Raw genomic sequence first — 14,311 nt, 5'->3', positions numbered from 1 at the left:
CTCAGCTAGACCGGAGCACGGGATGGGGATGAGACTTACCGCTTTTGTCTTGGCGGCGGCGCTGCTGCCGGTGCCGGCGGCCGCGCAATATATCGGCGGCCGCCCGCCCGAGCCGCCCGCCGCGCCGCTCGCGGGCACGATCGAATCGCCCGAAGCGGCGCTCGCCCGCAACGTCCGCCTCCTGGCGATCAACCCGCGGGATTATGCTGCCTTGCTCGGAGCCGGCCGGGCCGCCCTTCGGCTCGGCGACGCACAGGCGGCGATCGGCTTCTTCGGCCGCGCCGAGGAGATCAACGCCAACCATTGGGCGCCCAAGGCAGGGCAGGGCTCGGCGCTGGCGCAGATGGGCGAGGGTCTGGCGGCGCTCGGCATGTTCGAACAGGCGCAGGCGCTCGGCGCCACGCAGACCCTGATCGCGCTCGACCGTGGCCTCGCCTTCGACCTCCTCGCACGTCAGGCCGAAGCGCAGAGCGACTATCGTGCGGTGCTGAGCGGCGCCGACGAGGCCGAGGCCCGCCGCCGCCTTGCCCTCAGCATCGCCATCTCCGGTCGCAAGGCCGAAGCCCTGTCGACGCTCGATCCCCTGCTCGCCCGCCGTGATGCTGGAGCCCGCCGCGCCCGCGCCTTCATTCTTGCGCTCGGCGGCGACGTGGAAGGTGCCCGCCAGGCGATCGCGGCGATGATGCCGGGGGCCGGCAACGGATTCGATCCCTTCCTGCGCCGACTGCCGACGCTAGGCCCCGCCCAGAAAGCGGCCGCGGTCCACCTTGGCATGATGCCCGCGGAAGGCGCCGCGCTCGCCGCCCTCGAAGAGCCGGCGCCCGCGCCCGTCGTGACTCCGCCGGCGCGGGTCGCCGCCGCCCGAGTGTCCACGCCGCGCCCGGCCGCTGCCAAGCCCAGGCCCGGGCCGGATCGCCTGGCGTCGATCGAGAGCGCGATCGTCACGCTCCCCTCCACGCCTCCGCCGCCCGCGCCCAGGCCGATCGTCGAGCGCAAATCGCCGTCCCGCAGCGCGGCGCCCGAGCGCACCCTTGCCAGCCGCCCGGCCAGCGACGAGCCCGATCCGCCGGCGCGTGGTTCGTCGTCGCGCCGCAAGACGGAGGAGGCGAAACCGGTCAAGCTCGCCGCCGCCGACACCTGCGACGTGAAGGGCAGGAGCAAGACGGCAATCGCGCGCTGCAAGGCGGACGAGGAAAAGAAGGTGAAGCTGGCCGCCGCCGACACCTGTGACGTCAAGGGCAGGAGCAAGACGGCAATCGCGCGCTGCAAGGCGGACGAGGAAAAGAAGCTGAAGCTGGCCGCCGCCGACACCTGTAACGTGAAGGGCAGGAGCAAGACGGCAATCGCGCGCTGCAAGGCGGACGAGGAAAAGGGCAAGGCCACCCGCTCCGCGGTCACCACCACCACCGCGTCGCGCATCTATGTCCAGCTCGCCGGCGGCGCTAATGCGGACATGATGCAGAAGGAATATGCCCGGATCCGCGCCCGAAAGGCCGCGCTCTTCCGCAATCGGCAGCCGCTCGTTTCCGAAGTGCGCGGCTGGTCACGCCTGCTGGTCGGCCCGTTCAAGGACGATGCGGACGCGCAGGATTTCGTCAACGACCTCCACGCCGCCAAGCTCGAGGGCTTTGCCTGGACGGCTCCGCGCGGCACCAAGCTCGAGAAGCTCGCATCGAAGTGAGCCTTCCTCCCGGCATTGCCGCCCGCCCGGCGCTCAGTCGCGGACGGCACTTCGCCGAACCCGATAGCGGGCCGCGGGGCCCACGCGACGCCTTCCAGCGCGACCGTGACCGGATCGTCCATTCGGTCGCTTTCCGCCGGCTGCGCCACAAGACGCAGGTGTTCGTCGCACCCGACGGCGACCATTTCCGGGTCCGCCTCACCCATAGTCTCGAAGTCGCGCAGATCGGGCGGACCATCGCCCGCGTGCTCGGTCTCAACGAGGATTTGACGGAGGCGCTGTGCCTCGCTCACGACCTTGGCCATCCGCCCTTCGGCCATGCCGGGGAGGATGCGCTGGACGCGGCAGTGGCCGGGCATGGCGGCTTCGATCACAACGGACACAGCCTGCGCCTCGTCACCTGCCTCGAAACGCCCTATCCGGACTTTGACGGGCTCAATCTCACCTTCGAGATGCTGGAGGGACTGGCCAAGCACAATGGCCCGGTCGCTGCGCCGCAATGGGCGCTCGCCGAGGTGGATGCGAGGATCGGGCTGGAGCTCGACCGCTGGCCGAGCCTCGAAGCGCAGGTCGCAGCACTCGCAGATGACATTGCCTACGACAATCACGACATCGACGATGGGCTGCGTTCGGGCGTGCTTCCGCTGGAGGCGTTGCTCGAATTGCCCTTGGTTGCCCGCCACTGGGAGGCGATCGGGAAGCGCTGGCCGGATCTCTCTCCCGAGCGGAAGATCAAGGCGCTGGTCCGCGACCAGATCGGCACCATGGTCGGCGATCTCCTAGCCGAAACGCGTCGCCGGGTATCCGAGGCTGGGGTGGAAACGCTGGCGGATGTCCGCGCCCATGCCGGCCCGCTCGCCGGCTTCTCGTCTGGGCTCGCGGGGGAGGAGAGGGCACTCAAGAAGTGCCTCTACGCCAACCTCTACAATGCGCCTGCCCTGCAGCCGGTGCGGATCGAGGCGCAGCGGGTCGTCGGCAATCTTGCCCGCGCCTACCTCGACGACCCGCGGCTCCTGCCCGATGCCTGGCACCGCGGTGACGGACCGCAGGCGATCGCCCGCAATGTTGCCGACTATGTCGCCGGCATGACCGACCCCTTCGCCATCAAGCGCCACGAAGCCCTGATCGGCCCGGTGGAGCTTCCGGAGAAGTTCTGATGCGCGTCGCCATGATCGGAGCCACGGGGCTGATCGGACGCCAGCTCTGGCCGCTTCTGGAGCGCAGGCATGACCTGCTGGTCTTGGGCCGTCGCCCGAGCGGTGCGGTGCAGGAAAAGCTCGGGGCGATGGCGGACTGGCCGGGCCTGCTGGCCGGGCACGCGGTCGATGTCGCCATCTCCACCCTCGGCACGACCCGCAAGGCGGCGGGAAGCTGGGCGGCGTTCGAGGCGGTGGACCGACACGCCGTCCTCGCCTTTGCCGCCGCCGCGCGGAAAGCGGGCGGGCATCAATTTCTGATCGTCTCGTCGAGCGGTGCCGATGCGGGCAGCCGCAATGCCTACCTGCGTCTGAAGGGTGAGGTCGAGGAGGCGATCGCCGCGCTCGGCTTCGAGCGGGTGGACGTGCTGCGGCCGGGGCTCCTGCTCGGGCAGCGCAGCGAGCGGAGGATCGGCGAGGGCGTCGGCCAATTGCTCTCGCCCCTGCTCAACCGGCTCCTGGTCGGCTCGCTCGACCGTTACGCCGGGATAGATGCGGGGCTGGTCGCGACGGCCATGGCGGCGCTGGTGGAGCGGCGGGAGCCCGGACTGTTCCGGCACCACAATCGCGAGATCAGGGCGCTGGCGGCCTGACTGTTCCCCGGCCATGGCCGGGGTCCAGTAACGGCTTGCATCGCCTCAAGTCGAAAGGGCCCCGGCTTTCGCCGGGGCACAATCGATCAGCCGAAGGTGCGCGACCACCAGCCCTTGCGGGTGGGCTGGGCCGAACCGTCGGCGGCCTCGACCGGCGCTTCGGCCTTCTTGGCGCGCGAACGCCGCTTGGGCTTCGGCTTCTCTTCGGCCGCTGCGGCTTCCTCGGCAGCGACGTCGGCCGGAGCCTCGGGCGCGATCTCCTCGATTGCCGGTGCGGGCGCGGCGGCCTCGGCGGCAGCATCGGCCTTGCGGGCACGCGGACGGCGACGAGCCTTGGGCTTCTCCTCCGCGACCGGTTCCGCCTCGGGAGCGGCCTCAACCGTCACCGGTGCGGGATCCTCGCTCGGGACCGGCTCGACCATCGGGGCCTCGCCAGGCTCGGGGGCGAGCTCTTCGGCACCCTCCTCGTGCTGACCCTCTTCGCGGTCCCGGCCACGACCGCCCCTGCGGCGACCGCCACGGCGGCCACGACGCTTGCGGCGCTCCTCTTCGCTGCCGCCCTCGTCCTCGCCGGATGCAGCCTCGACCTCTTCCTGCTGCTCGTCTTCCGAGCCTTCCTGGTCGGCGCCATCGGTCTCTTCCGAGCCTTCGCCCGCCTCTTCATCGCGGCGACGGTTGCGGCCGCCCCGACGACGGCGGCGACGGCGGCGGCCGTTGCGGTCCTCTCCCTCGCCGCGCTCCTCGCGATCCTCGCGCTCTTCCTCGGAGCCCTCGTCCTCGTATTCCTCTTCGTCGATCTCCGGCTCGTCGCCCTCGATCGGCTGCGGAGCAGGCATGGCGCGAACCGGGGCAACGGGGCGGGGACCGCTGCTCTCGACCGTCATCCGCGCGCCCTCGAGCGTCGGATCGACCAGCACTTCGATCACGACGCCATAGCGCGCCTCGATGTCGGCCAGTTCAGCGCGCTTCTTGTTCAGCACATAGACCGCCGCCTCGGTGCCGGCGCGAAGGCAGACCTTCTCGCCGCGACCGCGGGCCGCTTCGTCCTCGATCATGCGCAGCGCGCTGAGGCCCGCCGACGAGGCGGTGCGCATCAGGCCGGTGCCGTCGCAATGGGGGCAGCTCTTGGTCGAGGCCTCGAGCACGCCGGTGCGCAGGCGCTGGCGGCTCATCTCCATCAGCCCGAAGCTCGATATCCGGCCGACCTGGATGCGGGCGCGATCGTTCTTCAGCGCCTCCTTCATCGCCTTCTCGACCTTTCGGACATGGCTGTTCTGTTCCATGTCGATGAAGTCGATGACGACGAGGCCGGCCATGTCGCGCAGCCGTAGCTGACGGGCAATCTCCTGTGCCGCCTCGAGGTTGGTCGCATAGGCCGTCTGCTCAATATTGTGCTCGCGCGTCGAGCGGCCCGAGTTGATGTCGATCGAGACCAGGGCCTCGGTCGGGTTGATCACGATGTAGCCGCCGCTCTTCAGCTGGACGAGCGGGTGGTACATGGCCGCCAGCTGGTCCTCGACGCCATAGCGCTGGAAGAGGGGGGTCGCCTCGCTGTGCGACTGCACCCGCTTCACATGGCTCGGCATCAGCAGCTTCATGTAGCCGCGGGCCGCCTTGTAGCCGTCCTCGCCCTCGACCAGCACCTCGTCGATGTCCTTGTGGTAGAGGTCGCGGATCGCCCGCTTCACCAGGTCGCTGTCGCGATAGATGAGGGCCGGGGCCGACGAAGACAGCGTCTTCTCGCGCACTTCGTCCCACAGGCGGGCGAGATAATCGAAGTCGCGCTTGATCTCGACCTTGCTCCGCTCGAGCCCGGCGGTGCGGACAATCAGGCCCATCGTGCCCGGAAGCTTCAGGTCGGCGATGATCGACTTCAGCCGCTTGCGGTCGGAGCCGTTGGAGATCTTCCGGCTGATGCCGCCGCCATGGCTCGTGTTGGGCATCAGCACGCAATAGCGGCCGGCAAGGCTGAGGTAGGTGGTCAGCGCCGCGCCCTTGTTGCCGCGCTCTTCCTTGACGACCTGCACCAGCAGTACCTGACGGCGCTGGATGACGTCCTGGATCTTGTAGCGGCGGCGGAGATTCAGGCGCTTGCGGCGGACCTCGTCGGCGGCCTCGTCCTTGCGGCTGCGACGGCCGCGGGGCTGGCGCTCGCCGTCTTCCGGATCGCCCTGGCTCTCGCCCTCGTCCTCCGGCTCCTCGGGCCGGTCGTCCGTACCGTCATCCTCGTGGTGCGGGTCGAGCGGCTCGTCCTCGGCTTCGGCGCGCAGGCGCTCTTCCTCGGCGGCATGCTCCGCCTCCTCGCGGAGCAGGGCTTCGCGATCGGCCTTCGGAATCTGATAATAATCGGGATGGATTTCGCTGAAGGCGAGGAAGCCGTGGCGGTTTCCGCCATAGTCGACGAACGCCGCCTGGAGCGACGGTTCGACGCGAGTCACCTTGGCGAGATAGATATTACCCTTGAGCTGCTTGTGCTCGGCGGATTCGAAGTCAAACTCCTCGATCCGGTTCCCCTGGACGACGGCGACCCGGGTCTCTTCCGGGTGGCGCGCGTCGATCAGCATGCGCGTGGTCATTGAATAGTCTCCGAGCGCGCGCCCTGAACAGGGTCAGGCGGCGCGCGCGTGTTGCGGCCATCGCCGGCGCAATCGGGCCGGCGGAAATGGCGATCAAAAGGGGTGCGTCTGCTGCCTGAGGCTCTCCGGCATCCGCCGGCGAACGCGCGTCACTGCCGAGCTCAGCAGGATCGACTTGCGCGTACTTGAACGTCATGGATCAGCATCAACCTGTACGACGCCTGGGGTACCGCCCTGTCACCGGCCCCCTGGCCTTGATCCGGCGCCAAATCTCGGAAGAAATTCGGGCGGACGGGTATCTTCGTAGCAGCCTCCTTGCCGGCAGGCAACGGCACGCTAGGGTCGTTTCGGATGACCAGGCGAACGGCGCTCAGACTGGCACTGATCGGGCTTGGCGGGCTTCTGCTCGCCGGGGCGGCCGCGCTGTGGGTCGTTCGGGGGCGGGAAGGCGGCACGCTGCAAACCGCGGTCGCGGGCGAAGCTCGGGAAGGGGGCCTCAGCCTGTCGCTCGCCCCCGCCGTCGCCGCCGTGCGCATCGTCGAGGCGAAGGTGCCCGGCCGCCCGCTGATCGTGATCGATCCCGGCCATGGCGGCCGTGACCCCGGCGCTCCAGGCGCGAGCGGCCGGAGTGTCGAGAAGGACGTCACCCTGCTCATCGCGCGTGAGCTTCGTGACGAACTCGCTCGGCGGGGACGGGTGCGGATCGCGCTTACTCGCGACGGCGACGGGACCCTGACGCTCGACGATCGCGCGGCGATCGCCCGCCGGCTCGGCGCCAACCTGTTCCTCGCCATCCACGCCGACAGTGCGCCCAACCCGGGCGCTCGGGGCGCCACCGCTTACTCCCTGTCCGAAGTCGCCAGCGACGCCGACGCCGCCATGCTCGCCGCGCGCGAGAATGGCGAGGGAGCGGTCGCCACCGAACGCGACGGCTCGGTGCGGGCACTGCTGTCGGACCTTGCTGCCCGCGACGAAATGGCGGCGTCCGCCGACTTTGCCATCCGGGTGATCAGGGCCGCCGAGGGATCGGTGCCGCTGCGACCCGAGCCGCACCGATTCGCCGCCTTCCGCGTTCTCCGCCGATCGGACGCCCCGGCCGTGCTGTTCGAGGCGGGCTATCTCAGCAATGCGGCGGACGAGGCGATGCTCCTCGACCCCATCCAGCGTCGCCGCATGGTGGAGGCACTCGCCCGCGCGATCGAGGCACAGGCCGCAACTCGGCGCTGACGACGCGCGAACCTCCTTTCCCCCGCTGTTCCAAGCTTGTAGAGGCGAGCCGATGGACGCCGTTGCGACCCCCATGCCGTCCGGCTGGCTCGATCGTCACTACCGGGCCGCGGACCGCCTTCGCGCCGCCTGGAGCCGGAGCCGACTGCTTCGCCTCGCCGGCTGGACGGCGCTCGGCGGCTATTTCCTGTTCGTGCTTGTCTGGCTGTTCTTCGCCGCCGGCCTGCCGTCGAGCGAGAAGCTGCTCGCCTACCAACCGCCGCTGCCCAGCAATATTCGCGGCGTCGACGGCCAGCCGGTCGGCACCTTTGCCCGCGAGCGGCGGGTCGAGCTCAGCTACGACGAATATCCGCCGATGGTCATCCAGGCCTTCCTGTCGGCCGAGGACAAGACCTTCTTCAGCCATGGCGGAATCGACTATCCCGGCCTGGTCGGCGCGGTTGGCGACTTCGCGGTCAAGTCGGCCACCGGCGGGGCCCGTGCCCGCGGCGGCTCGACCATCACCCAGCAGGTCGCCAAGGCGCTTCTGCAGGACGACGAATATGCCGTCAGCCGCAAGATCCGGGAAGCGATCCTTGCCTTCCGGCTCGAGAATACGCTGACCAAGGAGCAGATCCTCGAGCTCTACCTCAACCAGATCTTTCTCGGCCGGAACGCCTATGGCGTGCAGGCGGCGGCACGGGCCTATTACGACAAGGACGTCGCCGACCTGACCCTGCCCGAGGCCGCCTATCTCGCGATCCTCCCCAAGGCGCCGAGCAACTACGACCCCGTCCGCCAGACCCAGCGCGCGCTTGACCGCCGCAACTATGTGCTGCGCGAGATGGTCAACAACGGCTACGTCACCCAGGCCCAGGCCGCGACCGCGGGCGCCGCGCCGCTCGGCACCATCCGCCTCGGCTCTAACGCCAAGTTCCGTGAAGTCGGCGGCTATTTCACGGAGGAAGTCCGCCGCGAGCTGCTGAAGCGCTACGGCGAGGATGCCGGCGACGGCACCAACAGCGTCTATGCCGGCGGCCTGTGGGTCCGCACGTCGATGAACCCCGTCATGCAGGACGCCGCCGCCGAAGCGCTGCGCGAGGGACTGGCCAAGTTCGACGGCGGCCGCGGCTGGCGCGATACCGGCCTCAACATCGACGTCGGCGGTGATTGGCGTGGCCAGCTCGACCGGGCGGCGGTCGGCACCGGCTTCCCCGACTGGCGCAAGGCGGTCGTGCTGGACAAGAGCCCGGCAAGCGCCCGCCTCGGCTTCAGCGATGGCTCGACCGGCACGCTGCCAGCCGGAAATGCCCAGATGCCTCGGCGGGGCGGAGGCGGAACCGCCTTCTCCAACCTCAAGGTAGGCATGATCGTCATCGTCAAGGCGGTGGCGGGCGACACTTATGCGATCCGTTCCATCCCTGAGATCGGGGGCGGCTTCGTCGCGCAGGAAGTGCGGACCGGCCGCGTGCTCGCCATGCAGGGCGGGTTCGACAGCATCGGCGCCAGCTACAATCGCGCGACCCAGGCCCAGCGGCAGCCCGGCTCCACCTTCAAGCCGATCGTCTATTATGCCGCGCTCGCCAACGGCATGACCCCCGCGACCCTGATCGACGACGCGCCCTTCTGCGTCTGGCAGGGCGCCGGGCTCGGCAACAAATGCTTCCGCAACTTCGACGGCGACTATGCCGGCGCCAAGACCATGCGCTGGGGCGTGGAACAGTCGCGCAACCTGATGACGGTGCGTGCCGCTTCGCAGACCGGCATGGCGCGGATCACCGACACCGCCAAGCGGCTGGGCGTGGGCGACTATCCGAACTATCTTTCGATCGCGCTTGGCGCCGGCGACACCACGGTTCTGAAGCTTACCACTGCCTACGCGATCCTGGCGAACCATGGCCGGGCGGTCAGCCCGACCCTGATCGACTTCGTCCAGGACCGCGACGGCAAGGTCATCTACCGTACCGACAATCGCTGCGCGGTGATGGATGGCCGCTGCAACGCGCCCGACTGGGATGGCGGCGCCATGCCCCGCCCGCCGAGCCGCAGCCGACAGTTGCTCGATGCTCAGGCTGCCTTCCAGATGGTCCATATCCTGACCGGCGTGGTCGAACGCGGCACCGCGACCGTTCTTCGCGACTTGGGCCGTCCGCTGTTCGGCAAGACCGGTACCACCTCCGGTCCGACCAACGTGTGGTTCGTCGGCGGCAGCCAGGATGTCGTCGCCGGAACCTATCTTGGCTATGACCAGCCGCGCTCGCTGGGCGGCGCGGCGCAGGGCGGACGCATTGCCGCTCCCATCTTCAAGCAATGGGCGCAGGCCGCCTTCAAGGACGTGCCGCCAAGCCCGTTCGTCGCGCCCAAGGACATCCGCATGGTGCGCATCGACCGGGTCAGCGGGCGGCGGGTGTTCGGGACCTTCCCGGTCCGCGAGGATCCCAAGTCGGCGGTCATCTGGGAAGCATTCAAGCCGGAAACGGAGCCGCGCCGCACCTATCGCCGGGGCGACGAAGAAGCCTCGCTCGCCGCCGCTGCCCCGCGCCCCTCGGCGCCGCGGCGTCCGGCCCGCAAGGCTCCGGCCGAAGCCGCCCGTCCTGCCCAACCGAGCCAGCCCGCCGACGACTTCTTGGCAAGGCAGGGCGGAATCTACTAACTGCCACCCAGCAATCAGCGTCATGCTGAACGTGTTTCAGCATCCATCCTTCCGCACGAGCCTTTGCGCCTGTGACGACATGGACCCTGAAACAAGTTCAGGGTGACGATCTTTAGAGGACGTACCGATGCGCGCCGAAGCGCAGGCCCATATCGACCAGGTCAATGCCGCCACCGCCCTGCTGCGCCGCTTCCTCGACTGGGATCGCGCGCTGAGGCGCCTCGACGAGCTCAACCAGAAGGTCGAGGATCCCTCGCTGTGGAACGATCCGAAGGCCGCGCAGGAAGTCATGCGCGAGCGCCGGCGGCTGGAAGAGGCGATCACCGCCACCCGCAAGATCGAGACCGAACTGACCGACACGGTCGAGCTGATCGAGATGGCCGAGGCCGAGGGCGACGACAGCCTCGTCGACGACGGGGTCACTGCCCTGGCCGACCTCGCCAGCCGTGCCGAGCGCGACAAGGTCGCCGCCCTTCTCGCGGGCGAGGCGGACGGCAACAACAGCTATGTCGAGGTCAACAGCGGCGCTGGCGGCACCGAGAGCCAGGACTGGGCCGGCATGCTCCAGCGCATGTACACGCGCTGGGCCGAGCGCCACGGCATGAAGGTCGAACTGGTCGACTTCCACTCGGGCGAGCAGGCGGGGATCAAGTCCGCCACGCTGCTGATCAAGGGCGAGAATGCCTATGGCAATCTCAAGGTGGAAAGCGGCGTCCACCGCCTGGTCCGGATCAGTCCCTACGACAGCTCGGCGCGCCGCCACACCAGCTTCGCCTCCGTCTGGGTCTATCCCGAGGTGGACGACGACATCGACATCGAGATCAATGAGAGCGAGCTCAAGATCGATACCTACCGGGCGTCGGGCGCCGGTGGGCAGCACGTCAACACCACCGACAGCGCGGTGCGCATCACCCACCTGCCGACCAACATCGTCGTCCAGTGCCAGAACCAGCGCTCGCAGCACAAGAACAAGGCCGAGGCGATGAAGCAGCTCAAGGCCCGGCTCTACGAGGCCGAGCTGCAGCGCCGCGAGGCGGAAGCCAACAAGACCGAGGCGGCCAAGACCGACATCGGCTGGGGCCACCAGATCCGCTCCTATGTCCTCCAGCCCTATCAACTGGTAAAGGACCTGCGCACCGGCGTCACCTCGACGGCGCCCGGCGACGTCCTCGACGGCGACCTCGACCGCTTCATGGCCGCAGCGCTCAGCCAGCGCGTGACCGGCGAGCAGGTCGAAGTGGAGGATGTGGACTAGGATGCTCCGCGGCGGAAGCCTGTCATTGGGTCTGTTGCTGCTGGCTGCCTGCCGCGCCGACTCCGACTCCGCCAGCACCTTCCCTGCCGCCGGGCGCGACGTCGCGCCGATCGTGTCCGACGCCTTTTCGACCGAGGACGTCCGCGACCGCGTGGGCGAGTTCGAGGCGGTAGTCGCGTCGGCCGACGTGCGCCCCGGCATGTCGGTCGCCGACATCGGGGCGGGCGAGGGTTACTACACCGTCCGTCTGTCGCCGCTGGTCGGTCCGCGCGGCCGGGTGCTGGCGCAGGACATCGTGCCGGAGGTGCGCGACCGCCTCGCCGAACGAGTCCAGCGCGAGGGGCTCGACAACATCACCGTCCGGCTCGGCGAGCCGTCCGACCCCAAGCTTCCGCCGTCGAGCTTCGACCGCATCTTCCTCGTCCACATGTATCACGAAGTCACCGACCCTTACGCCTTCCTCTGGCATCTTGCGGGCGGGTTGAAGCCCGGCGGCGAAGTGATCGTGGTCGACGCCGATCGGCCGGTGAAGCGGCACGGCATCCCGCCCGCCCGCCTCAAGTGCGAGCTTGCCGCGCTTGGCCTCAGCCTCGAGCGGTTCGAGCGCCTGTCGGGCAGCGACAGCTATTTCGCTGCCTTTCGAGCCGCCACGGCGCGGCCGGCGCCAGCGGCGATCAAGCCCTGCCGCGATCCCGCATGACCATCCCCTTCGACGACTTCCTCAAGGTCGAGATCCACGCCGGCACCATCATCGCCGCGGAGCCTTTCCCGGAAGCGCGAGAGCCCGCCATCAAGCTGACCATCGACTTCGGCCCCGCCATCGGCACCCGGCGGAGTTCCGCCCAGATCACCACCCTCTACGCGCCGGAGGAGCTGGTCGGCCGGCAGGTCGTCGCCGTCACCAATTTCGCCCCGCGCCAGATCGGGCCGTTCATGAGCGAGGTGCTGGTGCTCGGAGTGAGCGACGCGCAGGGGCGGATCTCCCTGCTGTCGCCTGATCACGACGTGCCGAACGGCGCGCGGATGCACTGACGGCTCGCTCCCCCGTGAAGGGGGAGGTGGCCTACGCGCTGCGGATGGCGGATGGCTGCCGCCTACTTCTTCTGGAAACGCCTGCGACGAAGGTACCTCACGCGTCTTCCGCGCCGGCTCCTTCATGTGGGGCGGTGAACGGCGTGCCGCTTCCCCTCTGCCCTCCGGCCCACTATCTCACCACCGCAACGAAGCGGGGTCGAGACGAACATGCGCGTGCTGAAGGCGATCTGGAACCTGCTGGTCGGGATCAAGGACGCGCTCGTCCTCCTGTTCATGATCCTCTTCTTCGCGGGCCTCTACGCCCTGCTGTCGGCCCGGCCGGCCCCGACGGTGGCCGAGGGCGTGCTCCACCTCAACCTGCGTGCCGGCGTGGTCGAGCAGCCGGCCGAGCAGGACGCCTTCGCGCTGGCGGGCGGCGGGTCCGTCCCGACCCAGCATGCCCTGCGCGACGTCCGCGCGGCGCTGCTCAAGGCCAGGGATGACGAACGGGTCAAGGCGGTTGCGCTCGACCTCGACGGTTTCTCCGCCGGACAGACCGTCATCGCCGACCTCGGCGAGGCGCTCGATGCGGTGAAGCGCAGCGGCAAGCCGGTCCTCGCCTATGCGACCGGCTACAGCGACGACGGCTATCAGCTCGCCGCCCATGCCGGGGAAATCTGGCTCAACCCGATGGGGGTGGTCCAACTGTCCGGCCCCGGCGGTAACAACCTTTATTTCGCCGGCCTGCTGGAGAAGCTCGGAGTGACCGCCAACGTCTACCGGGTCGGCACCTACAAGAGCGCGGTCGAGCCCTTCACCCGTTCCGACATGAGCCCCGAGGCACGTCAGAATGCGCAGGGGCTCGCTTCATCCCTGTTCGAGACCTGGCGCGACGACGTCGTGAAGGCGCGTCCACAGGCGAACATCAATGCCGCGCTCACCAATCCCGCGGCGCTGGTCCGCTCCGCCCGCGGAGACTTCGCCGCCGCTGCCCAGGCCGCCAGGCTGGTCGACAAGGTCGGCGAGCGCCAGGCCTTCCAGGCCCGTCTCGCCGAACTTGGCGGTGCCGACGACAGGTCGCCCGCCGGCTTCAAGCGCATCCGTCTTGATCGCTACATCGCCGCCGAAGTCCGCCCGGCGATGAAGGAGGGCGGGCCGATCGGGGTGGTGACAGTCGCCGGCAACATCGTCGATGGCCGCGCGCCGCTCGGTACTGCGGGCGGCGACAGTATCGCGGAGTCGATCGAGAAGGGCCTTCGCGACGAGCGCATCAAGGCGCTGGTCGTCCGCATCGACTCGCCCGGTGGCTCGGCGCTCGCGTCGGAGCGCATTCGCCAGGCGCTGCTCGCCGCTCGCAAGAAGAACATCCCCGTCGTCGCCTCGATGGGCAACGTGGCGGCCAGCGGCGGCTACTGGGTCGCCACCGCCGCCAACCATATCGTCGCGGAGCCCTCGACCATCACCGGCTCGATCGGCGTGTTCGGCATCCTTCCGAGCTTCCAGGGCTCGCTCCAGAAGCTCGGCATCGCAGCCGACGGCGTGAAGACCACGCCGCTGTCCGGCGAGCCCGACCTCCTCAACGGGCCGAGCCCGCAGGCGAGCGAGCTGATCCAGCTCGGCGTCGAGAGCATCTACGGCAAGTTTCTCGGTATCGTCGCCGAAGCGCGCAGGAAGACCCCGCAGCAGGTGGACGCCATCGGTCAGGGCCGGGTGTGGTCGGGCGGGCAGGCGCGGCAGGTCGGGCTCGTCGACCAGTTCGGCGGCATGGAGGAGGCGATCGCTAAGGCGGCCGAGCTGGCCAAGCTCGATCAGGACAATCGCGGCGTCACCTATCTTGAGCGCAAGAAGAGCTGGCGTTCGGAACTCGCCGGGCTGCTCCGCGACGATGAGGACAGCGCCGAGGAGGACGATCCCTTCGCCAGCCTGCGCGCCCGCCCGGACATGCTCGCGCTCGCCGCCCTGCGCGAGGTCGAGCTGCTCGTCTCCGGCCCGACCATCCAGGCCCGCTGCCTTGCCTGCGGTCCGGTCGAAAGCGCGCCCGTAGTCGCGGCCCCTCCGTCCGGCTGGTTCGCACGCCTGCTTACCTTGCTCTCCTGAGGCACTTGCGCTAAGGGCGCGGCGTCTTTCGGGCAGAGCT

General features: G+C 69.2%; 10 protein-coding genes. 9 read left to right on the top strand and 1 reads right to left on the bottom strand.

Annotated elements, in window-relative coordinates; translation table 11 throughout:
- Positions 1-28 precede the first annotated feature (28 nt).
- Genes JOY29_RS07015 through JOY29_RS07005 form a run of 3 tightly spaced genes read left to right on the top strand, consistent with a single transcriptional unit; the run spans position 29 to position 3,470 of the window.
- Positions 29-1,681 carry an SPOR domain-containing protein gene (locus tag JOY29_RS07015; protein WP_300975461.1) on the top strand — a complete coding sequence of 551 codons (1,653 nt, stop codon included), beginning with the start codon at positions 29-31 and terminating at the stop codon, positions 1,679-1,681.
- A complete protein-coding gene (locus JOY29_RS07010) occupies positions 1,678-2,838 on the top strand; it encodes a deoxyguanosinetriphosphate triphosphohydrolase (protein ID WP_300975460.1) in 1,161 nt (386 codons plus the stop codon). Before JOY29_RS07015 ends, JOY29_RS07010 begins: the two co-directional genes overlap by 4 nt.
- Entirely contained in the window at positions 2,838-3,470 is a 633-nt protein-coding gene (locus tag JOY29_RS07005; RefSeq protein ID WP_300975459.1) for an NAD-dependent epimerase/dehydratase family protein, read from the top strand. The genes JOY29_RS07010 and JOY29_RS07005 overlap by 1 nt, the downstream gene beginning before the upstream one ends.
- A gap of 86 nt (positions 3,471-3,556) precedes the next feature.
- On the opposite strand, the gene JOY29_RS07000 is transcribed toward JOY29_RS07005, so the two are convergent.
- Positions 3,557-6,046, bottom strand: a complete 2,490-nt coding sequence (locus JOY29_RS07000; RefSeq protein WP_300975458.1) for a ribonuclease E/G — start codon at positions 6,044-6,046, stop codon at positions 3,557-3,559.
- A 351-nt stretch (positions 6,047-6,397) separates the two neighbouring features.
- On the opposite strand from JOY29_RS07000, the gene JOY29_RS06995 reads away from it, so the two are divergent.
- The 6 genes from JOY29_RS06995 (at position 6,398) to sppA (ending at position 14,271) form a co-directional block, all read left to right on the top strand.
- Complete coding sequence (locus JOY29_RS06995) at positions 6,398-7,273, top strand: N-acetylmuramoyl-L-alanine amidase (protein ID WP_300975457.1); 876 nt, start codon at positions 6,398-6,400, stop codon at positions 7,271-7,273.
- 52 nt (positions 7,274-7,325) lie between these two features.
- Positions 7,326-9,905 carry a penicillin-binding protein 1A gene (locus tag JOY29_RS06990; RefSeq protein WP_300975456.1) on the top strand — a complete coding sequence of 860 codons (2,580 nt, stop codon included), beginning with the start codon at positions 7,326-7,328 and terminating at the stop codon, positions 9,903-9,905.
- 127 nt (positions 9,906-10,032) lie between these two features.
- A complete protein-coding gene (prfB, locus tag JOY29_RS06985) occupies positions 10,033-11,160 on the top strand; it encodes a peptide chain release factor 2 (protein WP_300975455.1) in 1,128 nt (375 codons plus the stop codon).
- Between the two features lies 1 nt (position 11,161).
- Positions 11,162-11,860 (top strand): class I SAM-dependent methyltransferase, encoded by a 699-nt coding sequence (locus JOY29_RS06980; RefSeq protein ID WP_300975454.1) that lies wholly within the window; start codon positions 11,162-11,164, stop codon positions 11,858-11,860.
- Positions 11,857-12,192 (top strand): tRNA-binding protein, encoded by a 336-nt coding sequence (locus tag JOY29_RS06975; RefSeq protein WP_300975453.1) that lies wholly within the window; start codon positions 11,857-11,859, stop codon positions 12,190-12,192. The genes JOY29_RS06980 and JOY29_RS06975 overlap by 4 nt, the downstream gene beginning before the upstream one ends.
- 210 nt (positions 12,193-12,402) lie before the next feature.
- Positions 12,403-14,271 carry a signal peptide peptidase SppA gene (sppA, locus tag JOY29_RS06970; RefSeq protein ID WP_300975452.1) on the top strand — a complete coding sequence of 623 codons (1,869 nt, stop codon included), beginning with the start codon at positions 12,403-12,405 and terminating at the stop codon, positions 14,269-14,271.
- The last annotated feature ends 40 nt before the right edge of the window (positions 14,272-14,311 follow it).

Origin of the sequence: Sphingomonas sp. LHG3406-1, from assembly GCF_029637485.1 — a bacterium.
Classification (GTDB): Bacteria; Pseudomonadota; Alphaproteobacteria; order Sphingomonadales; family Sphingomonadaceae; genus Sphingomicrobium.
Note: the sequence above shows the minus strand (reverse complement) of the source record. Positions and strands in the feature narration are given on the sequence as shown.

What these genes read in the sequence shown, in the direction of transcription:
- JOY29_RS07000 (WP_300975458.1), bottom strand. Translation starts at nt 6,046, where the DNA reads ATGACCACGCGCATGCTGATCGACGCGCGCCACCCGGAAGAGACCCGG.
- JOY29_RS07005 (WP_300975459.1), top strand. Translation starts at nt 2,838, where the DNA reads ATGCGCGTCGCCATGATCGGAGCCACGGGGCTGATCGGACGCCAGCTC.
- JOY29_RS07015 (WP_300975461.1), top strand. Translation starts at nt 29, where the DNA reads ATGAGACTTACCGCTTTTGTCTTGGCGGCGGCGCTGCTGCCGGTGCCG.
- JOY29_RS06990 (WP_300975456.1), top strand. Translation starts at nt 7,326, where the DNA reads ATGGACGCCGTTGCGACCCCCATGCCGTCCGGCTGGCTCGATCGTCAC.
- JOY29_RS06975 (WP_300975453.1), top strand. Translation starts at nt 11,857, where the DNA reads ATGACCATCCCCTTCGACGACTTCCTCAAGGTCGAGATCCACGCCGGC.
- prfB (WP_300975455.1), top strand. Translation starts at nt 10,033, where the DNA reads ATGCGCGCCGAAGCGCAGGCCCATATCGACCAGGTCAATGCCGCCACC.
- JOY29_RS06980 (WP_300975454.1), top strand. Translation starts at nt 11,162, where the DNA reads ATGCTCCGCGGCGGAAGCCTGTCATTGGGTCTGTTGCTGCTGGCTGCC.
- sppA (WP_300975452.1), top strand. Translation starts at nt 12,403, where the DNA reads ATGCGCGTGCTGAAGGCGATCTGGAACCTGCTGGTCGGGATCAAGGAC.
- JOY29_RS06995 (WP_300975457.1), top strand. Translation starts at nt 6,398, where the DNA reads ATGACCAGGCGAACGGCGCTCAGACTGGCACTGATCGGGCTTGGCGGG.